Source organism: Thermobacillus sp. ZCTH02-B1 (assembly GCF_002159085.1).
GTDB lineage: Bacteria > Bacillota > Bacilli > Paenibacillales > Paenibacillaceae > Thermobacillus.
Genome location: NZ_LZRU01000019.1, coordinates 77438 through 98227, shown reverse-complemented (window position 1 = coordinate 98227; position 20790 = coordinate 77438). Strand labels below are relative to the sequence as shown.

Annotated in this window: 21 protein-coding genes; 8 read left to right on the top strand and 13 right to left on the bottom strand. The window is 66.1% G+C overall.

Annotation, left to right across the window (positions count from 1 at the left end; translation table 11 throughout):
* Positions 1 to 150: 150 nt before the first annotated feature.
* The gene (locus tag A9Z00_RS08750; protein WP_296975980.1) at positions 151 to 597 is read left to right on the top strand and encodes a cupredoxin domain-containing protein; all 447 of its coding nucleotides are present in this window, start codon (positions 151 to 153) and stop codon (positions 595 to 597) included.
* A 334-nt stretch (positions 598 to 931) separates the two neighbouring features.
* A complete protein-coding gene (locus A9Z00_RS08745; protein WP_296975977.1) occupies positions 932 to 1249 on the top strand; it encodes a dehydrogenase in 318 nt (105 codons plus the stop codon).
* Positions 1250 to 1372: 123 nt separating this feature from the next.
* On the opposite strand, the gene A9Z00_RS08740 is transcribed toward A9Z00_RS08745, so the two are convergent.
* The 9 genes from A9Z00_RS08740 to A9Z00_RS08700 form a co-directional block, all read right to left on the bottom strand.
* Positions 1373 to 2455, bottom strand: coding sequence for an HD-GYP domain-containing protein (locus A9Z00_RS08740; RefSeq protein WP_296975974.1), 1083 nt, complete (start codon positions 2453 to 2455; stop codon positions 1373 to 1375).
* A gap of 37 nt (positions 2456 to 2492) precedes the next feature.
* On the bottom strand, positions 2493 to 3176 hold the full coding sequence (locus tag A9Z00_RS08735; protein WP_296975971.1) for a GGDEF domain-containing protein: 684 nt from the start codon (positions 3174 to 3176) through the stop codon (positions 2493 to 2495).
* Positions 3177 to 3206: 30 nt separating this feature from the next.
* Positions 3207 to 4874: a histidine kinase N-terminal 7TM domain-containing diguanylate cyclase gene (locus A9Z00_RS08730; protein ID WP_296975968.1), complete on the bottom strand. Its 1668-nt coding sequence runs from the start codon at positions 4872 to 4874 to the stop codon at positions 3207 to 3209.
* A gap of 244 nt (positions 4875 to 5118) precedes the next feature.
* Entirely contained in the window at positions 5119 to 5955 is an 837-nt protein-coding gene (locus tag A9Z00_RS08725; protein WP_296975965.1) for an alpha/beta fold hydrolase, read from the bottom strand.
* The gene (gene yyaC / locus A9Z00_RS08720) at positions 5952 to 6464 is read right to left on the bottom strand and encodes a spore protease YyaC (protein WP_296975963.1); all 513 of its coding nucleotides are present in this window, start codon (positions 6462 to 6464) and stop codon (positions 5952 to 5954) included. The genes A9Z00_RS08725 and yyaC overlap by 4 nt, the downstream gene beginning before the upstream one ends.
* A 149-nt stretch (positions 6465 to 6613) precedes the next feature.
* Positions 6614 to 7105 carry a hypothetical protein gene (locus A9Z00_RS08715; RefSeq protein WP_296975961.1) on the bottom strand — a complete coding sequence of 164 codons (492 nt, stop codon included), beginning with the start codon at positions 7103 to 7105 and terminating at the stop codon, positions 6614 to 6616.
* A 322-nt stretch (positions 7106 to 7427) separates the two neighbouring features.
* Positions 7428 to 9041, bottom strand: a complete 1614-nt coding sequence (locus A9Z00_RS08710) for a UDP-glucose--hexose-1-phosphate uridylyltransferase (protein ID WP_296975958.1) — start codon at positions 9039 to 9041, stop codon at positions 7428 to 7430.
* A gap of 26 nt (positions 9042 to 9067) precedes the next feature.
* Positions 9068 to 10057: a UDP-glucose 4-epimerase GalE gene (gene galE, locus A9Z00_RS08705; RefSeq protein ID WP_296975955.1), complete on the bottom strand. Its 990-nt coding sequence runs from the start codon at positions 10055 to 10057 to the stop codon at positions 9068 to 9070.
* Between the two features lie 48 nt (positions 10058 to 10105).
* Positions 10106 to 11278 carry a galactokinase gene (locus A9Z00_RS08700; protein WP_296976387.1) on the bottom strand — a complete coding sequence of 391 codons (1173 nt, stop codon included), beginning with the start codon at positions 11276 to 11278 and terminating at the stop codon, positions 10106 to 10108.
* A 192-nt stretch (positions 11279 to 11470) separates the two neighbouring features.
* Between A9Z00_RS08700 and A9Z00_RS08695 the strand changes: the two genes are divergently transcribed.
* The 3 genes from A9Z00_RS08695 (at position 11471) to A9Z00_RS08685 (ending at position 14697) form a co-directional block, all read left to right on the top strand.
* Positions 11471 to 12361 carry an AraC family transcriptional regulator gene (locus tag A9Z00_RS08695; protein ID WP_296975952.1) on the top strand — a complete coding sequence of 297 codons (891 nt, stop codon included), beginning with the start codon at positions 11471 to 11473 and terminating at the stop codon, positions 12359 to 12361.
* 156 nt (positions 12362 to 12517) lie between these two features.
* On the top strand, positions 12518 to 13354 hold the full coding sequence (locus A9Z00_RS08690) for a sigma-70 family RNA polymerase sigma factor (RefSeq protein ID WP_296975948.1): 837 nt from the start codon (positions 12518 to 12520) through the stop codon (positions 13352 to 13354).
* Positions 13355 to 13437: 83 nt separating this feature from the next.
* Positions 13438 to 14697: a CorA family divalent cation transporter gene (locus A9Z00_RS08685; RefSeq protein WP_296975946.1), complete on the top strand. Its 1260-nt coding sequence runs from the start codon at positions 13438 to 13440 to the stop codon at positions 14695 to 14697.
* A gap of 78 nt (positions 14698 to 14775) precedes the next feature.
* Here A9Z00_RS08685 and A9Z00_RS08680 read toward each other — a convergent pair whose 3' ends face one another.
* On the bottom strand, positions 14776 to 16125 hold the full coding sequence (locus tag A9Z00_RS08680; RefSeq protein ID WP_296975942.1) for a GH1 family beta-glucosidase: 1350 nt from the start codon (positions 16123 to 16125) through the stop codon (positions 14776 to 14778).
* Between the two features lie 248 nt (positions 16126 to 16373).
* On the opposite strand from A9Z00_RS08680, the gene A9Z00_RS08675 reads away from it, so the two are divergent.
* Complete coding sequence (locus A9Z00_RS08675) at positions 16374 to 17153, top strand: lipase family protein (RefSeq protein ID WP_296975941.1); 780 nt, start codon at positions 16374 to 16376, stop codon at positions 17151 to 17153.
* Between the two features lie 12 nt (positions 17154 to 17165).
* On the opposite strand, the gene A9Z00_RS08670 is transcribed toward A9Z00_RS08675, so the two are convergent.
* The gene (locus tag A9Z00_RS08670) at positions 17166 to 17324 is read right to left on the bottom strand and encodes a hypothetical protein (protein ID WP_296975939.1); all 159 of its coding nucleotides are present in this window, start codon (positions 17322 to 17324) and stop codon (positions 17166 to 17168) included.
* 210 nt (positions 17325 to 17534) lie between these two features.
* Here A9Z00_RS08670 and A9Z00_RS08665 point away from each other — a divergent pair, with 210 nt between their 5' ends.
* Positions 17535 to 17903, top strand: coding sequence for a helix-turn-helix domain-containing protein (locus A9Z00_RS08665; RefSeq protein WP_296975936.1), 369 nt, complete (start codon positions 17535 to 17537; stop codon positions 17901 to 17903).
* Positions 17900 to 18856 (top strand): SDR family NAD(P)-dependent oxidoreductase, encoded by a 957-nt coding sequence (locus A9Z00_RS08660; protein WP_296975934.1) that lies wholly within the window; start codon positions 17900 to 17902, stop codon positions 18854 to 18856. Before A9Z00_RS08665 ends, A9Z00_RS08660 begins: the two co-directional genes overlap by 4 nt.
* 42 nt (positions 18857 to 18898) lie before the next feature.
* Here A9Z00_RS08660 and trhA read toward each other — a convergent pair whose 3' ends face one another.
* Both trhA and A9Z00_RS08650 read right to left on the bottom strand, forming a co-directional pair.
* Entirely contained in the window at positions 18899 to 19540 is a 642-nt protein-coding gene (gene trhA / locus A9Z00_RS08655) for a PAQR family membrane homeostasis protein TrhA (RefSeq protein WP_296975931.1), read from the bottom strand.
* 159 nt (positions 19541 to 19699) lie between these two features.
* Positions 19700 to 20725 carry an NADH:flavin oxidoreductase/NADH oxidase gene (locus A9Z00_RS08650; RefSeq protein WP_296975929.1) on the bottom strand — a complete coding sequence of 342 codons (1026 nt, stop codon included), beginning with the start codon at positions 20723 to 20725 and terminating at the stop codon, positions 19700 to 19702.
* Positions 20726 to 20790 lie beyond the last annotated feature (65 nt).

Here is a 20790-nt window from a genome sequence, read left to right as displayed (position 1 = left end):
GTGCTTTCATGCGAACGGCGATCTTTTTTACCGGGAAAAATCGCGGCGATCCCCATGGTGACAGGTTCCTGAAACGCGCCATGTCCGGCATGCCCGGACCATCCCCCGCATAGATTGTCCATGAACATTCTATGCGAGAGGTGTCGGGCCATGCCCAAGGTGTATGTCATCCGCAAACGGACGCTCTACCTCGCGCTCACGCTCGCGGCGGCGGTTCTCCTGGCGCTGGCTTACCTGAAATGGGAGCCGGCGATTCTCGCGGGCGGAAAACCCGCGGAAGCCGCGGTCTTCCATCTCGTGACGGGCGAGTTCAGCAGCACGGGGCCGGACGGGCGGAAGATCGAAGTGTACCGCTGGGATCCCGGAAATATCGTCGTGAACCGCGGGCAGCCGGTCGAGCTGCGGATCACCGGCGTCAACGGTGCAAGCCATCCGTTCGTGATCGAGGGGCTCGGCGTCCGCGGCATCGTCCGCAAAGGGGAAACGACGGTCGTCCGCTTCACGGCGGAACATGCGGGCACCTACCCGATCCTGTGCCTGACGCACCGGGATCTCGGGCAGAACGGTCCGATGGTCGGCTACATCACCGTCCTGTGAGGCGCCGGACCGGCCGGGATGCGGCTCCTTCGGAATCGCCGGCCCGGCTGTACGGCCGTGGAACGGATCCAACCGAAGCGCCGGCCCGCTATCCGGCCGGGGCACGGATCCAACGGAAGCGTCGGTCCGGCCGTCCGGCCAAGGCGCCGATTCGGCCGAAGCGCCCGTCCGGCCGGATGCGGGGCCTGCCGAAGCGCCGATCCGGTTTGGGCGCCGATCCGGCCGCGGCGGCATTCCGGAGCCCCGACCCCGCGGAAAGGCCCGGTGCCCTCCGCCCATCGCCGTGCATACAATGCGGGGAGCAATCCTGCAGCAGGGCGAGGTGATGGGGCCGATGAGACCGCGGAAGCCGGCGGGCAGGCACGAAGCCGTCTACCCGTCCGCGCGCCAAATCCGCCGAGCCTGCAGCGTCGAGCTGTACCGCACGATCAAGCGGCTCGGACGGTACATTCCGCCGGACAAGATCGAGGAGGCGGAGAAGCTGTATTTTCGCAAGGTGGCGGAAAATCTGATCTGGATTCACGAGAACCGGGACAACCGCAAGAAGCTGGCCGACTGGTGGGAGGAAAACGTCTGTCCCGCGATCGCGGCGCTCTGGGACGTGGAGCCGAAGCGGCTCGGCGCGGCGTTCCGCGCGGCCTTCGGCGGCTGACGGGACCGCGCCGGCCGGATGCGGATGCGGGCCGCCGACAACGAAGGGCCGCACCGGCGAACGCCGGCACGGCCCCGAAACGGCGGATGCGCAGACAGGGCGCAGGATCGGGAACGATCCGCTTCACAGCTCCTTCACGATCATGAGCTGCGTATCGTATTGCAGGTCAATCTCATAGGGATGCCTGACCGGCCGCCCGTCGGCCTCACGCAGAATGCGCACGACCGGACGATGGACGGCAAGCGGGTTGTTGGCCGTCACGACGGCGATCTGGCCCGTGTTCAGCATGACCGTCGTCGCCACCGGATAGACCGATATGTGCCGGCAGAACAGCTTGATCAACTCCAGGTCGAACAGCGTGTTGCCGGCACCGAACAGGTACTCGATCGCCTCGGAGGGCGAGTAGCGGTTGCGGTAGGAGCGCGGAGAGGTAAGCGCGTCGTACACGTCCGCTATGGCCACGATTTGCGCGTATTCGTGGATTTCTTGTCCCTTCAGTCCGCGGGGATATCCCGAGCCGTCGTACCGCTCGTGATGCTGAAGCGCGCAATGCGCGGACACCAGCGGAATGTCGTGCTGCACCCGCAGCATGTCGAACCCTTCCGTCGTATGCTTCTCGATGACGGCCCGCTCCTCCGGCGTGAGCGGCGACTTCTTGTGCAGCAGTTCCTTCGGCACCCGGATCATGCCGATATCGAACATCAGCGCGCCGATGCCCAGCTCCTCGATCTGGTTCCGGTTGTATCCCTTGGCCATGCCCATGATGCCGGCGAGTACGGCCACGTTGACGGAATGTTGGAAGAGATAAGCGTCCGACACATGGATGTTGGCCAGATTGTACATGATGTCTTTGCACTGAAGCAGATCATGCATGATCTCGCCGAACAGCTGCCGGAACGTCCGGCCGAGATCCGGGACGGCCGCCCGTCCCTTGTTGGCAGGTGAGTCCAGCAGGCTGCCGACCGTGCGGTAGATCGTGTCGACCGCCCGCTGGTAGGTCTCCTGACGGATGACCTCCTCGGGGATGATGTCGTGCGTCCAATCGTCTTCCACGTACACGACATCGATGCCCAGGTTGCGCAGCCGCTCGATGAAACGCTCGCTCAATTCCACTCCGGCGCCAAGCAAAACGCTGCCGTTCTCCCGCATGATCGGCCTCGCGAGCTTCTCTCCCGGCCGAACCATACTGATGTGCACCCTTCTCATGCCATATCCTTCCTCTTCAGCAACCCGAGCTTTGCTTTTATGCCTGCAGCATGGTCTGCCGGTCGCAGATTCCTTTCCGGTTCTCCTTGTCTTCGTACATGCGGCGGTCCGCATGATGAAGCAGCATCTGCAGCGTATCGCCGTCCTCCGGGAAGACCGCGGTTCCGACGGACGCCGTCACCCGCGTGCCGATCCGCTTCGACAGCTTGTCCATCGCCTTGCCGACCGCCTCGGCGATCGGCTCTCCGACCCGGCAGCCCGGGCTGACGAACAGGAACTCGTCGCCTCCCCAGCGCGCAACGATCTCTCCCTTCTCCGCGCAGCCGCGGAGAGCCCCGACGATGAGCTGCAGCATCTGATCTCCGGCCTGGTGGCCGTAGGAGTCGTTGATCAGTTTGAAATCGTTGATGTCGATCAGGGACACCGTCAGCGGTTTCCCCCGCTTCGCAGCTTGACGGAGCAGCTTCGGCATCATGACCGAGACGTATTTCCGGTTCCAGGTCCGGGTGAGCTCGTCCTGCATCGCGATCTTCCGAAACCGGTCATACGCCCGTCCGGCCAGCCATGCTCCGGGCAGCAACACCAGCACGTGGAACACGGCGACCAGCATCGCCGCCGCCGGATTGATGGCATGCCCGTCGAGGATCGCATAGAAACCCAGCAGCGCTGCGCTGCCAAAGGTCGAATATGCGATTGCCGCAATCTGCCCTTTGCTGCGCATGCCGCACCTCCCGGTTCGGAAATACGGTCGTCAATCGGCGGCCACGATCCGGTTCCGGCCGCCGTTCTTCGCCTGATACAACGCAGCGTCGGCCTTGGCGAACAGTTCCCGGAGGTATTCCTTCACGTCGTCGAGGCGGCTCGGATCGCTATCCTCCACGGCGAGCACGCCCATGCTGATCGTGACCCGGATGGTCTGGCCATCCTTGCCGGTGCTTATCTCGCTCGCCGATACGGCCTCCCGGATCCGTTCCGCCAGCATCAGCGCCTGCGCGCGGTTCGTGTGCGGCAGATAGACGGTGAATTCCTCGCCGCCGTAGCGCGCCACGATATCGGTCCGGCGAAGAACGCGGCGAACGGTGTCGGCCGTGTTCTTGATGACCTCGTCGCCCACCAGATGGCCGTAAACGTCGTTGATCGATTTGAACAGGTCGATATCGAACAGGAAAATCGCAAACGGAATGTTGTACCGGATGTTCGTCATGATCTCGTGCTCGAGCTGCTGCATCAGGTACCGCCGGTTGTAGCAGCCGGTCAGGCTGTCCGTGATCGCCATCCGCTCGAGCTGCTGGTTCATCGCATACAGCTCCGCCTGCATTTCGACCAGCTCGCGGTTCCGCTGCTGAAGCGCTTCATTCTGCCGATAGGAAGATTCGACAAGCGAGCGCAGCTCGGTCACGTCCTGGAACGTCAGCACCCGGCCGATCAACGCGCCGTTCGCCAGGATCGGCTCGCCGTGGATGACCACGTGGCGGAACGCGTCGTTCTCCCTGAACGTCACCTCGATCTGCGCGGGCCGCGGCGGATTGCCGCGATACGCATGGAGGAACGAATCGACGCCTCCCTCGACATCCAGCGGTTCCAGCAACGATTCGATCCGGAGCCGGTCGCCTGTCCGGATATCGAACAGCCGGCGGAACACGCGGTTCGTCTCCAGCACCACGTCATGCTCGTCCAGCACCGCGACGCCGGCCGACATGCTGTCGACGACGTTCACCTGCGCGATGCGGACGACGTCGAACACGCCGTATCGCCGGATCGCGATGACAAAATAGATGACCGAGAACAGAATCCCCAGGGATGTGAGCCCCGTCACGTTCGGCAGTTCGGCGTCGAGCAAGATGTTCACGAACGTGTCGGCCAGCGCGAATCCGGCCAGAATGATCATGCCCGTCATCGCCATCCGGATCTGGCGCCGCTGCCTGGGCGCGGCTTGGTCGCGGAAGGTTCTGACGAGCAGGGCGGACGACAACGCCAGATATATGAACTGAACGGCGACCATCGCCCAGAAGATCGGCCCGTACACACGGTTGGTGTAATCCTCGCCCAACGGCTCCATGAACGCTCCCGACGGATTGAGCAGAATCAGGATGACGAGAGCGACCGTCGGAATCGCAAGCGCTGTCATGGAACGCCGGTTGAGCAGATACGAACGCCCCGACAAAAGCACCGCGAAGAACGTCCAGGCCACCCCTACGACGGAAATGCCCGCAAACCCGAACTTCAGATAGAACGCCTGGAAGAACGGGTCGTCCGTGGTCTCCGAGGCAAACTGGCACAGCGGCCACAGAAGCAGGCTCGCGTGAAACGCCAGATACACCTTGTGCAGCCGCGTGATCGAGCTTGAAATGAACATATAGACGAACAGCGCCGATGTCACGCAGAACAGGCCGAAATCGAGCCACAACGCATATTCCAAAGAGGTCACCACATTACTAAATATAGGTAGTTTCCACCATAATCTTATCACAAACCGGTTTTCTGCGACAATCGGCATCAGCGGCGTCCGTCCGCGTATGGTGACAGAAGAGATTTCGACATGTTTCACGCATTTCCTTCCGGCAGGAAAGAAAACCGGCGCATGATTTTGCCCTTCGCTTTCGGCCGTGGACGTCTTCCCGGATGCGATGCCGCTGCCTTCGGCGGTTCCTTCGCCGGCGCCTTCAATTCCGCGCCGCGGCGGCTTCTTCGACGAACCCGGCGATCGCCTCCGCCAGCTTCGCCGGCGCCTCCAGCATCGACATGTGGCCGCAGCCGGAGAGCAGCACCTTTTTCAAGCCCGGGCGTTCGATGTCGAGGAACGTGCGCTGCGGCGCGACGATCTCGTCGCCTTCACCCGCAACGAGCAGCACCGGAAAGCGCGGGTCGCGCAGCAGGCCGGACCGGTCCGGCCGCACCTTCATGCCGAGCGCGGTCCTGGCCGCTCCCGCCGGCGACGTGCCGCAGCCGATCGCAGCCACCCGCGCGACCTTGTCCGCCATGCGCGCGCGGTTCTCCGCCGCGAACAGCTTCAGCGCGAGCTCGTTTGCGAACGGAGCCGCGCCCTCCCGAAGCAGCCGGGCCGCCGTCCGGTCGCGGCCGGCCTTCGCTTCCTCCGTGTCGGGCAGCGCGGTCGAATGAATCAGGCCGAACCCGCGCAGACGGCCCGGATACCGCTCCGCGAATGCCAGGGTGACATAGCCGCCGAGCGAATGGCCGAGGACGACCGCTTCGCGCTCGCCGAGCGCATCCAGCAGCCGCGCGAGATCGTCCGCGAAATCTTCCATCCGGTAAACGTCGCCCTCCGGCGCGCCGGACCGCCCGTGCCCCCTCAAGTCCGGCACGATGAACCGTCCGGCGTCCCCGAGGTGAGGCAGCGTCTCTTCCCAGTAGGCGGAACTTCCGCAGAAGCCGTGCAGCAACACGACGGCCGGATCGGCTGCCCGCCGCTTCCGGCCGTATGCCAGATAAGCCGTTCCCTCTCCGGTCCGGCTCTCCGCAATCGAGATCGGTTCGCTCATGTTCGTCCCCCCGTCAGTTTCCAGGCCGCAGCCGCCGCGTCGGCGGCGCACTCCGCCATGTCCACGACCAGCGACAGCGGCGCGGTCATCAATGCGTGGTAAGGCTTCGCCGTCCGGGCGGCGACCACCGCGGCGGCGCTGAAATGTCCGGCAGCCGGCAGCCGCCTGCCGACCGCTTCTGCCGGTACGAGCGGCCCGCGGGCCACCGAGAATCTGCCGACATTCGCGGGCGAGCCGAGGCATGCGTCGAAGGCGATCACCGTCTTGCCGGCCGGAAGGGCCTTGAGCACGTCCGGCAGCCGCTCCGCGTCGCACGGATCGCGCAGCGTCCCGTAAACATGCGGCCATCCGTCCCGCAGGAGACGGGTGCCGAGCAGCGGCCCGAACGCATCGCCGGTCGACCGGTCCGTTCCGATGCAGAGCATGACGATCCGGTCCGGATCCGGTTGTTCGGCGGCGATTTCGGCCAGAAATTTGGCCAATCCCGCCTCGTCCACAAGTTTGCGCACCGGGCTTCGCCCTCCTTCGCATGGATCCGCGGGCGCACTGTCAGGCGGCGCCGCCCTGGCGTCCCGTTCATTCGGCAATTGCGGCGGCGGACCGCCGGAAATGGGAGGCGACGGAATGACGGACGCGCCCCGGGTCCGACGGAAGCGGCTCAACCTTCGCTTGCCGCGGCCGCCTGCTCCTCGGACGATTCGCCGGCCGCCTGCTCCCCGTTCGTACCGCTTTCCTCCGCTTCCAGCACCAGTTTGACGCTGATCCGCTTGTTCTCCCCCTTGAGGAAGAAGGCGATCCGCTCGAGTTTGTCGGCGAGTTCCGGTCCGGGCAGCGTCACGTTGAGCTGGTAGCTGAAATGGTCCTGCTTCACGGCGGCCAGCGCATGCCGCGGATCGACGTAACCGTACGGACGCGAATCGGAACGCTCGTAGACAAGCTGCTCGGGATAGAATTTGTCCGACCTGTTGACCACACGATCGTAAATGCGCAGTTTCTTGAGCAGCATGTAATATTGCGCCGAATGCTTGAGCCCCCAGGCTTCCCGGATGTCCTTCAGCGTGTAGTCGAGCTTGTAACGCTTGAGCTGCTCGACCTGCTGGTCCGCATCCAGCTTCATGAACTCCTCCAAGGGCATGATGTTGACCGTCAAATTCCATACCTCCCGGGTATGCACGGCATGGCGGCACCGATCTGCCGTACAAATATTTTTTTATAATTCTTTCCATATCTTAATGAAAAATTTCGGGATAATCAATGTTCTTGTAAGGTTTTTTATGTTCATGCATTTGTTGGCATTCCGGTCCGACAGAAAGGCCGTCCCCGCGGAAGGAGGACGGCCCGGCATGTCACGATCGGCAACGCCCGTATTTCGATTCCGGGCTCCAATGAAAATGAAAATCGCCGGCCGCCCGGACGCCGAATCCGGAACGGCGGCGCATGTCGGGTCGCCGGCCTTTCCCCGCCGGAAGCGGTCAGCGGCGCCAGCCCGCCGATTCCGCGAAGGCGGCGAAGGCGGCGCGGCCGGCCTCGTCGCGCTTGAACACGCCCGAGCAGCGCAGCACCTCGACAAACTTGCGGCCGACCTCTTCCCGGAGCAGGCGCTCCGCGTCTGCGGCCCCGAGGCGCGTGCCGTGCGCGCGCACGAGCCCGGCGATCCAGTCGGCATGGTGACGAAGCGGATGCGACGGGTCGGCGACCGCATCCGGATCGTACGGCCGCTCGCCCGTCAGGATGGCCGCGATCTGCCGCAGCTCGCCCTTCAGCCGGCCGGGCAGCACCGCGAGCCCCATCACCTCGATCAGCCCGATATTCTCCTTCTTGATGTGATGCAGATGACGGTGCGGATGGAAGATGCCGTCCGGATGCTCTGCGCTGGTCCGGTTGTTGCGCAGCACGAGATCGAGTTCGTACCGGCCGTCCGGCTTCCGGCGGGCGATCGGCGTGATCGTGTTGTGCGGCTGCGGCGGGCCGTCCACCTGCTGCGCATGGGCCAGGATGCCGACGGACGGGTCGGAGTAGCCGCGCCAGGCGGCCAAGAGCGCCGACGCGGCCTCCTCGAGCTCCTCCCGCCTCGATCCCGCAAGCCGCAGCACCGACATCGGCCAGCGGACGACGCCGCAGGTCAATCCGGGGTAATCCGGATGGCGGAACATCTCCTCCGGCTCCGCCTTCTCCATCGGAAAGACGTGGCGGCCCGCCTGGAAATGGTCGTGGCTCAAAATGGACCCGCCGACGATCGGCAGATCGGCGTTCGACCCGACGAAGTAGTGCGGGAACCGGTCCAGAAAATCGAACAGCCGCCGGAACGTCGCTTCCGTGATCGCCATCGGCACGTGCTCGGCACGGAGGACGATGCTGTGCTCGTTGTAATAGACGTAGGGCGAGTATTGGAAATACCAGTCCTCGCCGTTCAGCCTGAGCGGCAGCACGCGCAGGTTCTGGCGGGCGGGATGGTCCGGCCGGCCCGCGTAGCCGACGTTCTCGGGGCAGAGCAGGCATTTCGGGTAGCTCGAGGGCGGCATCGCCCGGAGGCGCGCGATCTCCCGCGGATCCTTCTCCGGCTTCGAGAGGTTGATCGTGATCTCGATGCCGCCGTATTCGCTTCCGTACACCCAGTATTCGTTCTGCCGGACGCGGTCCATCCGGATGTAGTTCGACGCGATGTTCAGCCGGTAGAACGCATCCGTTGCCGCCTCGATGCCTTCGCGCTCCGCCTGCCGGGCGAAGGTCTCGGCGACTTCCGACGGACGCGGCATGACGAGCCCCATGATCCGGGCGTCGAGCAGGTCGCGGGATGTCGTCGTGTCGTCCGGCACGAGCCCGGAAGCGACGCCAAAGTCGATGAGCGGCGCGAGGATCGGCGCGGCCTCGCCGGGCACCGGCTCATCCTCCTTTGCCAGCGTCTCCTCTGCGGCGCCTGGCTCCGTGAAGCCGAACAGATCGAGCAGCGCGTTGAGCGCCCAGTCCCGGTCGATCGGCCGGATCAGCCCGTGGTGCAGCGCGTAACGGACGAGCCGGCCGATCGCCGCCTGCGCTTCCCGCGCCTGCTCCGCCGTCACCGGCGCTTCGGATTTCGGTTCGGTCATGATGTCCTCCTCCCGCGGTCAGCCGTTCACCGGTCTCCGTATCCGTCGGGATGCGCGGAGTGCCACGCCCAGGCGGTGCGGATGATCGTCTCGATGTCGGACCGGCGCGGTTGCCAGCCGAGCTCCCGCTTCGCGCGCTCCGGCGAAGCGACGAGCACCGCCGGATCGCCCGCGCGCCGGGGCTGCACGATGACCGGTATGTCGCGTCCCGTCACGCGGCGCGCCTGATCGATGATCTCGCGGACCGAAAACCCGCGGCCGCTGCCGAGGTTGTAAACGGCGCTTCCCTCGCCGCGGCGCAGCCGGTCGAGGGCGAGCAGGTGCGCGTCGGCCAGGTCCGAGACGTGGATGTAGTCGCGGATGCATGTCCCGTCCGGCGTCGGATAGTCGTCACCGAAGATCGCGACGTGCGGCCGCTTGCCGAGCGCCGCCTGCAGCACGATCGGCACGAGGTGCGTCTCCGGATCGTGATCTTCCCCGATCCGCCCGCTCTCGTGCGCGCCGGCCGCGTTGAAGTAGCGAAGCGAAACGCTCTCGATGCCGTGCGCGGCGCCGAACCAGCGGATCATCCGCTCCATCGCGAGCTTCGTCTCGCCGTAGGCGTTCGTCGGCTCGGTCCGGTCCGTCTCCCCGATCGGCACGCGCTCCGGCTCGCCGTACACCGCGGCGGTCGACGAGAAGACGAGCCGCTTCACGCCGTGCGCCCGCATCCGCTCGAGCAGGCAGAGGGTGCCGTAGACGTTGTTGTGGTAGTAGCGGCCCGGATCCGCCATGCTCTCCGCGACGAGCGAATTCGCCGCGAAGTGGATGACCGCGTCGATGTCGTGGGTTTCGAAAATCCGGTCCAGCACTTCCGCGTCCCGGATGTCGCCTTCGTGGAAAATGCAGCCCTCGGCCGCACGCCGATGTCCGGTCTGCAGGTTGTCGAGGACGACGACTTCCTCCCCGCGCTCGAGGAGCGCCGCCGCCGTATGCGAGCCGATGTAGCCCGCTCCGCCCGTCACCAGGATCGCCATGATATCCGCTCCTTTCCGTCCTTCCCGAACCGCGGAACGCGCGTCAGGTCATTCGATCCGCTCGACGCCGTTGCCGATCGAGCAGACGTAGAAATCCGCCGTGAGGCCGGTCGCCTCCCGGTAGCGGGCGCCGACCTCGCGCCGGAACGCCTCGACCGCGTCCTCGTGCACGAGCGACACGGTGCAGCCGCCGAAGCCGGCCCCGGTCATGCGCGAGCCGAGCACGCCCGGCACGCTCCGCGCCGCGTCGACCATCGCGTCGAGCTCCGGTCCCGTCACCTCGTACAGGTCGCGCAGCGAGTCGTGGGACGCGTTCATGAGCCGGCCGAACGCCTCGAGATCCCCGCGCTTCAACACCTCGACCGACCGCCTCACCCGGTCGATCTCCTCCACGACGTGCCGCGCGCGGCGGCGCACCGTTTCGTTTCCGATGAGATGCTCATGCGCCCGCAGCTCGTCCGGGGTCAGGCGGCCGAGCAGCCCGAGATCCGGGAACGCCGCCCGGAGGTCCCGCACCGCCTGCTCGCATTCGCCGCGCCGTTCGTTGTACTTCGAGTCGGCGAGCCCGCGGCGCTTGTTCGTGTTGCCGATGACGAGCCGGTATGGACCGCTCTCGAACGGCACCAGCTCGTATTCCAGCGTGTCGCACAGCAGCAGGATCGCGTGGTTCCGCCTGCCGTTCGCGACCGCGAACTGGTCCATGATGCCGCACTTGACGCCGACGAATTCATTCTCGGCCCGCTGCGCGAGCTTCGCGATCTCCACCGTGTCCGTCGGATGACCGTTCAGCTCGAGCAGCCCGTATGCCGTCACGACCTCGATCGACGCTGAGGACGAGAGGCCGGCGCCGTTCGGAATTTCGCCGCAGTACAGGATGTCGAACCCGCCGCCGAGATCGAAGCCCGCCTGCATCAGTTCGCGCACGACGCCCTTCGGATAGTTCATCCATTCGTCGTCCGGATCGTACGTGACGGACTTGAGATCGATCCGCCCGGCCAGGGGGAAATTCGTCGACGCGAGCCCCATCGTGCCGTCCGTCCGCGCGCGCACGAGCATCGTCGTGCCGAACGTCAGCGCCGCCGGGAACACGTATCCTCCGTTGTAGTCCGTATGCTCCCCGATCAGGTTGACGCGCCCCGGCGCGTGGTAGATCCGGATGCCCGCCTCCGTACCGCCGTAGCGCTCGATGAACTGCCGTTTCAAGCTCGCGAGATCCGCCATCGCCATCACGTTCCTTCGTCATCGTGTTATCGTTCGTCAGCTCCAGTATAGCGGAGCGGCGCGGGGCGGGCGAATGGCGGAAAGTGAATTCGGCATGGATTTTTGTGACCTCATTGCGGCAAACAGGTGGTCCGGCGCGCTCCATGTTTGTTATGTTTGATGCAGCTACACTCGTCTGCGGAGGATGGAACCATGGAACACACTGCCGCGATGCGCACCCCGACCTACATGGTCGTCTCCAATCCCGTCTCGATCGAGCACGGCGACCTGAACGTGCTGTTCTCCGGCGAAAGCCAGACCCGCCCCGGCCACCGGATCGGGCCGAAGGTATACGACTTTTGGCTGCTTCATCACGTGCTCTCCGGCACCGGCGTCTACCGCGTCGACGGCGCCGAGTACCGGCTGCGGGCGGGGCACGCTTTTCTCATCGAGCCCGGACGGCTGATCGAATACGAAGCGGACCGGAACGATCCCTGGAAGTACCGGTGGGTCGCGTTCGCCGGCTCACGGAGCGGAGAGCTCGTCGGCGCCGCCGGCTTCTCGGCGTCGCGCCCCGTCGTCGACGCCGGCCCGGGCCTCCGGCCGGCCGCGCTGATCGGACGGATTCAGCGCGCCTTCCGCGGGGGAGGCAGGCTGGCGGGACTGGAGGCGGAAGGTTACCTGAAGCTGCTGATGGCCGAATACGGCAAGGCGCTGGCCCGCGAGGCGCTGCCCGTGCCCGGCCCCGGCGCCGGCGGCAATGCCATCGTCCGGCGGATCGTGCACTATCTGTCCACGCAGTACGCGGAGCCGGTCTCGATCGAGCTGATGGCCTCGACGCTCGGCTTCAGCCGCGCCTACCTGTCCCGCGTCTTCAAGCGGCATACCGGCATGACGCCGGTCGCTTACCTGCTTCGGCTGCGCATCGACCATGCCCGCCGGCTGCTGCGCGAGCGCATGGAGCTTACGGTCGAGCAAATCGCCGCCTCCGTCGGCTTCCAGGACCCGCTGTATTTCTCGAAGCAGTTCCGCCGCATCTGCGGCATGCCGCCGACGGCGTACCGCGAACAGATGCGCCGGATAGGTTCGCCCGGACGAGGTTGACGAACCGGATCGACCGGTGTCGAATCCGGACGGAGGACGGGCATCCGGCACCGGTTCGAATGGATTATGGTTAATAATGTAATAACTTTATTAAAATGGAATACGATAAGGAGGTTGATCGGAAAAAAGCATCGGTCAAGCGAGGTGGTTATGCGAATGAGGCGTCCGCCCAAGCCGTCGCCGTCCGAAACGGACGCGCTGCTCTCCGTCTACCGGGCCAGCCCGTCCCGCGAGAACGCGGCGCGGGTGATCGAGGTGTGCGAGCCGATGATCCGGATGGCCGCGTCGCGCATATCGCGCAACAACCCCGACCTGTACGAGGATCTGCACCAGGTCGGCAGGCTCGCGCTGTTCCGCCTGCTCGGCCGCTACGACGCCACGACCGGCGCACAATTCGAGACGTACGCGATGAAGAGCATGGTCGGACACATGAAGAACTATCTGCGCGACAAGTCCTGGTACGTCCGGGTACCCCGGCACATCAAGGAGAAGGGCTTCCACGTCCGGCAGACGATCGACGAGCTGACCGCGCAGCTCGAGCGCGCGCCGAGCGTCGAGGAGATCGCGGAACGTCTCGGCCTGACCCGGGACGAGACGCTGGAGGTGCTGGCCGGCCGCGACATGTACCGGTGCGTTTCGCTGGACACGCCCGTGTTCGACGACGAGAGCCTGTCCACGCTGGGCGACCGGATCAGCCGGCCCGGCGACGAATTCACGGCGGTGGAGTGCCGGCTCGACCTGGAACGGGCGATGAAACGGCTCAAGCCGGAAGAAGCCGAGGTGCTCAGGCTCGTGTTCCACATCGGCCTGCCGCAACGGGCGGTCGCCGAACGGCTCGGCGTGTCGCAGATGAGCGTGTCGCGCATGCAGCGGCGCGCGATCCGCAAGCTGCGGCGGTGGTTGTCGGACAGGATGCCGGACCAGGCGTCGGACCAGGAGCCGGTCAGGAGGACAGACCGTCTTCACGACAGGGAGGTGCGGCAACTGCGGTAACGGGTCCCTTGTTCGATGCGGCCGCCGGCAGTATCATGGGAGTGATTCGGACAAGCCCGCAATCGCCCGAATGGAGGGACGACATGAATCACCGCATGCTGCGGATGCCGGCAGGCTGGGAATGGCACCTGCTGACCGACGGGCGCGTGCCGGCGGAATGGCTGTCAGCGACGTCCGGGGCGAAGCGGCCGGGACCGGCGCCGGCCGGCGCCGGACAGCCGCACCCGGCGGAGCATCTTCCGAAGGATGCGCCGATCGGCGGAGGCGCGGCGGAAGCCGGCGCGCCGGGCTCCGTCGAGGCCACGGAGACGGAAGGGACGGTTCCGCTGGCCGGCATGACGCGGTCGGCCGCGCTCACCGCCGTCAAACGGCGGCTTCCGGAATGCGCAAACTGGCTTGACGACGCCGTCGAACGCCGGGACACGCGCGTCGTCATGACGGAAACGCCGGAGGCCGGCGACACGGTGTTCGGCACGCTGCCGCTGCGCATGTCGCCGGACGAGCGGGATGTCTGCCCGCTTCATTTCTGGCTGACGGAAAAGCGGCTCGTCACGCTGCAATTCGATCTCCGGTTCATGCTCCGCCTGCAGCGCTCGCCGTGGGAGGAACGGATCGGCCGCGCGGGCAGCGCTCCCGAGGCGTTCGCGGTCATCCTCACGGCCGCTCTCGAGACGCTGCGCGCCGGATTCGAAGCGTTCGAGCGCCGGCTGGACGCGGCGGAGGCGGAGTACGCCGGCCGGCCGATCCCGGCCGGCACGATCGCCGGCATGCAGCGCGAATTGCTGCAGTGGAACCGGCATCTCCTCGCCCTGGTCGAGGCGGATTCGGCCGCCGCGGAAGCGTTCGGCAGCCGGCTGACGGACAGCGAGGCCTACCGCCGGCTGCAGCGCCGGCTGGGTCTGGTCCGCGCGCTGATCGGGCGCCACGCCGCGGCGATCGAGACGCTGGCCGCGCTGGACGGCGCGGTTGCGGCGCCGAAGGGCGCCCCGCCGCGGGCGCTCGCCTTGGCCGCCCTGCTGCCGGTGCCGGCCGCGGCGGCGGGCGCCTTCTGGGGGCTGCGCGCGGGAGGCGCGGCGATTGCCGACGAGCCGTGGGGCTTCGCGGCCGTTTGCGGCGGCGCCGCGCTGCTCTCCCTCGCCCTCTACGCGTGGCTGCGCCGGCTTGTACGGCCGGCCGGGGCCGACAGGCGCAACGGAGCCCGTCCCGGGCGCGACGGCGGGCGAAGGGCGGGATTGCGGGACGGCGCGTTCCCGGACGAACCCGGCGGCATGTCCGGACCGCGGATCGGGCCGGAAGCCGGGGCGGCCGCGCCGTCCCGTTCGAAGCGCGCCAGACGGCGGTGATCGGCGCGAACCCGCCGGGTTCCACCGCAAACAAAAAACCGACCGGGACATCGTCCCGGCCGGCCGAACCCGCCGACGTCACACCTCGAGGTAGTTGTTCCTCGCCAGTCTGCGATACCAGATGAAGCTGTCCTTCTTGATCCTCGCCTGCGTCTCGTAATCGACATAGAGGATGCCGAAGCGCATCGTATAGCCGAATGCCCATTCGAAATTGTCCATGAGCGACCAAACGTAGTATCCCTTCACGTTCACGCCCGACTCGATCGCGCGGGCCACCTGCAGCACATGCTTCTTCAGATACTCGATCCGCCGCTGGTCGCGCACCCGGCCGTCCGGCCCCGGCTCGTCGTTGTAGCAGGCGCCGTTCTCCGTGATGTAGATCGGGATGTCGCCGAATTCCCGCTTGATGTACGTCAGCACGTTGTACAGCCCCTGCGGATAGATGTTCCAGCCGATGTCGGTCTTGTCCCAGCCCATCGGCACTTCCTCATACCCGAACAGGTCGCCCTCCTCCGGGTTGTAACGGCCGACGGAGCCCGTGTAGTAGTTGATGCCGAGGAAATCGATCTTCGATCCGATCCGTTCCATGTCGCCGGGCTCGATCTTCGGCTTGCCGCCGAGCTTCTCGAACCATCGGACGAGCTTCTCCGGATACTCGCCCGTCATGACCGGCCGGATGAACCATTCGTTCAGCCAGCCGCGGCGCCGCCAGGCCGCCTCGACGTCTTCTTCCCTGTCGGAAAACGGCTCCGCCCATTCGGTGTTCGGGACGATGCCGATTTCGCCCTTGATCCCGAGCTCGCGGAACAGGCGGACCGTCCTGCCGTGCGCGACGAGCACGTTGTGCGCGACGTCGATCGCCGTCTGCAGGTCGCGCAGGCCCGGCGCATGATGGCCGAGATAGTGGGAAAGGAACGAGATGCACCACGGCTCGTTGAACGTCGCCCACAGCTTCACCTTGCCGTCCAGCGCCCGGAACACCGTCTCGGCGTACTTCACGAAATGATCGATCGTCTCGCGGTTCGCCCAGCCTCCCCGGTCCTGCAACGCCTGCGGCAGATCCCAATGGTAGAGCGTCAGCATCGGCTCGATCCCGTTCGCGAGCAGCTCGTCCACCAGATGGCGGTAGAACTCGATGCCCTTCGGGTTGACGTCGCCCGAACCGTCCGGTATGATGCGCGGCCAGGCCACCGAGAAGCGGTAGGACGTGATGCCGAGGTCCTTCATCAGCCGGATGTCGTCCTTGTACCGGTGGTACATGTCGCACGCGACGTCGCCGTTGTCTCCGTTCCGCACCTTGCCGGGGATCCGGCAGAACGTGTCCCAGATCGACAGGCCGCGCCCGTCCTCCTGATACGCACCCTCCACCTGAAACGCGGCGGTCGCCGCGCCCCAGACGAAGCCCTTCGGAAACTGCACAATCGCCAAAACCGATCTCTCCTTCCGCCGTAATGCGCGCATGCCGGGCGTACGAACGCGCGTCCATCGCCCTTCACGTCCACCATTGTAAAAGATAACGCGGTCCGATCCACTCTCCTGTTTGGCCATGGTTGTCTGCGATTTTGCCATCCCCGCCAAACATCGGACAACCGCCGGTCCGCTTCCAGGCATCTTCCCCCTCCCGCCGTCATACGTTGTCCTTGAATGCGGATCAAAAACCTTCGGAGGTGGGACGCATGGAGGAGGAAACCGGAGGCTGGAGCGTGAGGCGGGCGCTGGTGCTGATGGCCGTTCTGCAGCAAACCTACGTGAAGTACAAGCGGCCGCGGGACCCGGTGGCGATGCCGCCCGGGTACCGGCTCACGGCCGCCTTCAAGGGCAAGGCGTACGCGGGCGTCCCGTCGACGCTCGCCTTCCTCGCCGAATCGGACCGGGACGCCGTGCTCGTGTTCCGCGGCACGATCCGCACGGACGAATGGGTGTCGGATGCCTTGATCCGGCAGATTCCCTGCCCGTTCGCGCCCCGCATGGGCCGGATCCACGAAGGATTCGCGCGCATCTACGATTCGGTGCGCGGCGAAATGGCGGAAGCGATTCGATCGATCGCCGGCTCCAAAACGCTGTACATCGCCGGCCACAGCCTGGGCGGCGCGCTGGCCGTGCTCGCCGCCGCCGATCTCGCATCCGCCGGGAGGCGGCCCGTCGTCTACACGTTCGGCGCGCCGCGCGTCGGCGATCCCCGCTTCGCCTGCCGCTTCGGCAGGCTGGTGCCCGAATCGCACCGCGCCGCGAATCCGCACGACCTCGTCACGCGGCTGCCGCCGCCGGTATGCATGTCGCTGGTGACGCAGGCCTTCTATTTCTATCGCCACGTTCCCGGGCTGGTCCGGGTCGAATTCCGATCGGGGCCCGGGTACGGCAATCATGCGCTTCGGGGTTATTTCCTCGCGCTCGCCCGCCGCGATCCCGCCTGGGCGGCGTCGCTCGGCGTCAAATTCGACGCGGAAGACGATTGACCGGCGCCTGGCTTATCCGTCTTCCTTGTCGCGCTTGTCGCGGTCGTTCCGCCTGGATTTGCCGCGTCCCCAGCCTCCGCGCCGGGTAACGATCTCGTGGACGATGACCGCCGAGACCACGATGAAAGCCGCCACGACGAGCCATGCCGACTCGCCTGCATAAAGTGTCACGATAACCCTCCTCGCTGCCATGTAATCGGGTTCCGGTCCATGAATCGGTTCATGTTTCGTGAACCACATTTCCTGATTATAGGAAATCCACACGGAAAAATCAAGAAATAATACACGTTTCATGAATGACGAAAGGTGTTGATTCATTCATCGTGTACAATGTTATAGACTCCATCACCATCTCCATCATGACAGACGGGTGAATGCGCCATGATCGGCGAACGGCTGCGGCAACTTCGCAAGGCGAAGGGCATGACCCAGGAGCAGGTCGCCGCCTATCTGAACGCGGCCAAGTCCACGGTCTCCCAATACGAGAACAACGTGAACGAGCCCGACCTGAAGACGCTGGTCAAGCTGGCCGACCTGTTCGGCGTGTCCGTCGACTACCTGTTCGGGCGCGAGCCGGCCGCCAGGGCCGACAAGACCGACAGGAACGGCGGCAATGCGGACAAGTCCCGCTGGCCGCAGCTTCTGAAGGAGAATCTGACGGAAGAGGAAGCGGAATATTTGCAGGAAAGCCTGGCGATGTACCGGAAATGGAAGGCGCGCCGGGCGAAGAACAAGGGGGAATCGACATGATACCGGCCCGGACGGGCGCGGACGCGACGGCCGGCGGCACGGACATCCGGCGGCACGATGAATCCGCGCGTGCCGGCGGGAACCGGTCCGCAAGGCCCCGGACCGCCCTCGTCACGGGCGCGGGCAGCGGCATCGGGCTCGAGACCGCCGTCCTGCTCGCCGCGAACGGCTTTCGGGTGGCCGCGGGGCTGCGCGACCCGTCACGCGCGGACGCGCTGCTCCGGCGGGCGCGCGAAGCCGGCTTGGCGGACCGGATCCTCCCGCTTCCCATGGACGTGACCGACGCCGGGCAGATCCGGGCGGCCGTCGAAGAGGCCGAATCCCGCTTCGGCGGCATCGGCGTGCTCGTGAACAATGCCGGCTTCGCCGCGGGCGGCTATACGGAGACGCTCCCGCCGGAAGTCTGGCGCCGGCAGTTCGACGTGAACCTGTTCGGCGCCGTCGAGACGGTCCGCGCCGTCCTTCCCGGCATGCGCCGGCGCGGCTCCGGCCTGATCGTGCAGGTCGGCAGCGTCAGCGGACGCATCGGCATGCCCGGCTTCGCCGCGTACAACGCGTCGAAATTCGCCCTCGCCGGCTGGAGCGAGGCGTTGCGCCACGAGCTCAGGACGCTCGGCATCGACGTCGTGCTGGTCGAATTCGGCTCGTACCGGACGGGCATCTGGGAGAAGGGCTTCGGCGGCCTGCCGGAGGACGCGCCCGAAGCCTACCGCCCGCAGTTCAAGCGGATGCTCGAGCTCGCCCGGCGGTCGGCGGAACGGGCGCCCGACGCGCGGCTCGCGGCCGAACGGATCGTCCGCATCGCCCGGAAGCGCGGGCGCGTCCGCCGCTTCCAATACCCGGCCGGAGCCGGCATCCGGCTCGCGTTCGCGGCGCGCGCGCTGTTGCCGTGGCCGCTCTGGGAACGGGTGCTCGGCGCCGTGATGGACGGCAATGCCCCAAAGCGCAAATGAAGGCGGAGACTCCCCGGGGAGCTCCGCCTTTTTGCGTCGCCGTTACGGCAGCAGGTGGAACAGGATCGCGCAGAAATGCAGCGCGGACCCGGCGACGACAAACGAATGCCAGACGGCGTGGTGGTATTTCAGCTTCCTCCACAGAAAGAAGACCGTCCCGATCGTATAGGCCAGGCCGCCGAGCACGAGCAGGGCGAGTCCGTCCGCTTCCATCCGCCCGGCCAGCGGCTCCCAGGCGGCGACGATCATCCAGCCCGTCGCGATATAGAGCAGCGTCGACACGACCGGGTAGCGCCCCGGAAACAGCGACTGGAACGCGATGCCGGCCGCGGCCGCGGTCCAGACGGCCGCAAGCAGCGTCCGGCCGAGCGCGCCCTGCACGGCATGCAGCGCGACCGGTGTGTAGGTGCCCGCGATGAACAGATAGATGCAAGCGTAATCCGCGATTTCGCACGCGCGCTTCGCCTTTCCCTCGGGCAGGCTGTGGACGAGCGTCGACGCGGTGTAGACCAGGAGCATGGCGGTGCCGTATACCGCGAAGCTGACGACGTGCAGCGCCGTTCCCCTGAGGGCGGCGCAGACGACGAGCACCGCCAGCGCGGCCAGGCTGAGCGCGGCGCCGATGCCGTGGGTGATCGCGTTCGCCAGCTCCTCCCGGCGGGTGAAGGCGGGGGTTCCCGACAACGAAGGTTTCCTCCCCTGCCCGCAGGGCTGAAGGAGGACAAGGCCTGTCCTCCCCGGCGGGCGGCTGTTCCTGCCATTATACTCCTTTTCGGAGGAAAAAGCGAATCCGCGCAAAAAAAGGGACCCCCGCCTCTTCCGCGAAGGTCCCGTCCGTGTCCGTCAGAACGCGCGCTCGTACTGCTTCGGGGCGATCTCCCTGGACAGCCCGGCCGTCGCCCGGATCGCGTGCAGCGCCCAGTACGGATCATACAGCATGCCGCGCGCGACGCCGACGAGATCGGCATCACCGTTCCGGAGCACCATCTGCGCCACCTGCGGATTGTCCAGCCTGCCGACGGCGATCACCGGAACGCCGAGCTTCTCCTTGAAAGCGCGGGCGTAGGGCACCTGGAATCCGGGCGTGTCCGACGGTTTGCGCTTGCCCGGCTTGCCCTCGCCGCCCGACGAGACGTCGAAGATGTCGACGCCCGCCGCCTTGAGCCGCTCGCCGAATTCGAGCGAGTAGTCGAGGTCGTAGCCGCCGTCGACGTACTCAACGGCCGACAGCCGGAAGATGAGCGGCATGTCGGGCGGGAGCACGGCCTTGACGGCCCGGACGACCTCCTCGGCGAACAGTCCGCGGTCGCGGCCGTACTCGTCGTCGCGCCGGTTCGAATACGGCGAGAGGAACTGGTGGATCAGATAGCCGTGCGCGCCGTGCAGCTCGACGGCATCGACGCCCGCCTCCACCGCCCGTCTGGCCGCTTCGGCGAATTTGACCACGAGTCCCCTGACTTCCTCCGTCGTCAGCGCGCGCGGCGTCCGGTACCGCTCGCTGTAGGCTTCGGCCATCGGACCGACGGGCACCGGCTCGTCCTCCGCCTTCCGACCGGCGTGCGCGATCTGGATCGCGACCTTCGCGCCGTGCTCCTGGCACGCGCGGATGATGCGCCGGAAAGCCGGCACGTGGTCGTCCGACCAGAGGCCGAGGCAGCGGTTCGTGATGCGGCCGGCCGGCTCGACGTTCGTCATCTCGATGATGATCAGACCGGTGCCGCCGATCGCGCGGGACACGTAATGCACATAATGCCAGTCCGTCGGCATGCCGTCTTCGCCGTACGCCGAATACTGGCACATGGGCGGCATGACGATGCGGTTGCGGAGCTTCAGACCCTTCAGTTCAAACGGCGTCTCCAATCCGATCATCGTTTCACATCCTTTTCCTCATATTCCCTCGACGGACTTGGTATGCCACCATTATAGTCCATCCG

What these genes read in the sequence shown, in the direction of transcription:
- A9Z00_RS08750 (WP_296975980.1), top strand. Translation starts at nt 151, where the DNA reads ATGCCCAAGGTGTATGTCATCCGCAAACGGACGCTCTACCTCGCGCTC.
- A9Z00_RS08745 (WP_296975977.1), top strand. Translation starts at nt 932, where the DNA reads ATGAGACCGCGGAAGCCGGCGGGCAGGCACGAAGCCGTCTACCCGTCC.
- A9Z00_RS08740 (WP_296975974.1), bottom strand. Translation starts at nt 2,455, where the DNA reads ATGAGAAGGGTGCACATCAGTATGGTTCGGCCGGGAGAGAAGCTCGCG.
- A9Z00_RS08735 (WP_296975971.1), bottom strand. Translation starts at nt 3,176, where the DNA reads ATGCGCAGCAAAGGGCAGATTGCGGCAATCGCATATTCGACCTTTGGC.
- A9Z00_RS08725 (WP_296975965.1), bottom strand. Translation starts at nt 5,955, where the DNA reads ATGAGCGAACCGATCTCGATTGCGGAGAGCCGGACCGGAGAGGGAACG.
- A9Z00_RS08710 (WP_296975958.1), bottom strand. Translation starts at nt 9,041, where the DNA reads ATGACCGAACCGAAATCCGAAGCGCCGGTGACGGCGGAGCAGGCGCGG.
- galE (WP_296975955.1), bottom strand. Translation starts at nt 10,057, where the DNA reads ATGGCGATCCTGGTGACGGGCGGAGCGGGCTACATCGGCTCGCATACG.
- A9Z00_RS08700 (WP_296976387.1), bottom strand. Translation starts at nt 11,278, where the DNA reads ATGGCGGATCTCGCGAGCTTGAAACGGCAGTTCATCGAGCGCTACGGC.
- A9Z00_RS08695 (WP_296975952.1), top strand. Translation starts at nt 11,471, where the DNA reads ATGGAACACACTGCCGCGATGCGCACCCCGACCTACATGGTCGTCTCC.
- A9Z00_RS08690 (WP_296975948.1), top strand. Translation starts at nt 12,518, where the DNA reads ATGAGGCGTCCGCCCAAGCCGTCGCCGTCCGAAACGGACGCGCTGCTC.
- A9Z00_RS08685 (WP_296975946.1), top strand. Translation starts at nt 13,438, where the DNA reads ATGAATCACCGCATGCTGCGGATGCCGGCAGGCTGGGAATGGCACCTG.
- A9Z00_RS08675 (WP_296975941.1), top strand. Translation starts at nt 16,374, where the DNA reads ATGGAGGAGGAAACCGGAGGCTGGAGCGTGAGGCGGGCGCTGGTGCTG.
- A9Z00_RS08665 (WP_296975936.1), top strand. Translation starts at nt 17,535, where the DNA reads ATGATCGGCGAACGGCTGCGGCAACTTCGCAAGGCGAAGGGCATGACC.
- A9Z00_RS08660 (WP_296975934.1), top strand. Translation starts at nt 17,900, where the DNA reads ATGATACCGGCCCGGACGGGCGCGGACGCGACGGCCGGCGGCACGGAC.
- A9Z00_RS08650 (WP_296975929.1), bottom strand. Translation starts at nt 20,725, where the DNA reads ATGATCGGATTGGAGACGCCGTTTGAACTGAAGGGTCTGAAGCTCCGC.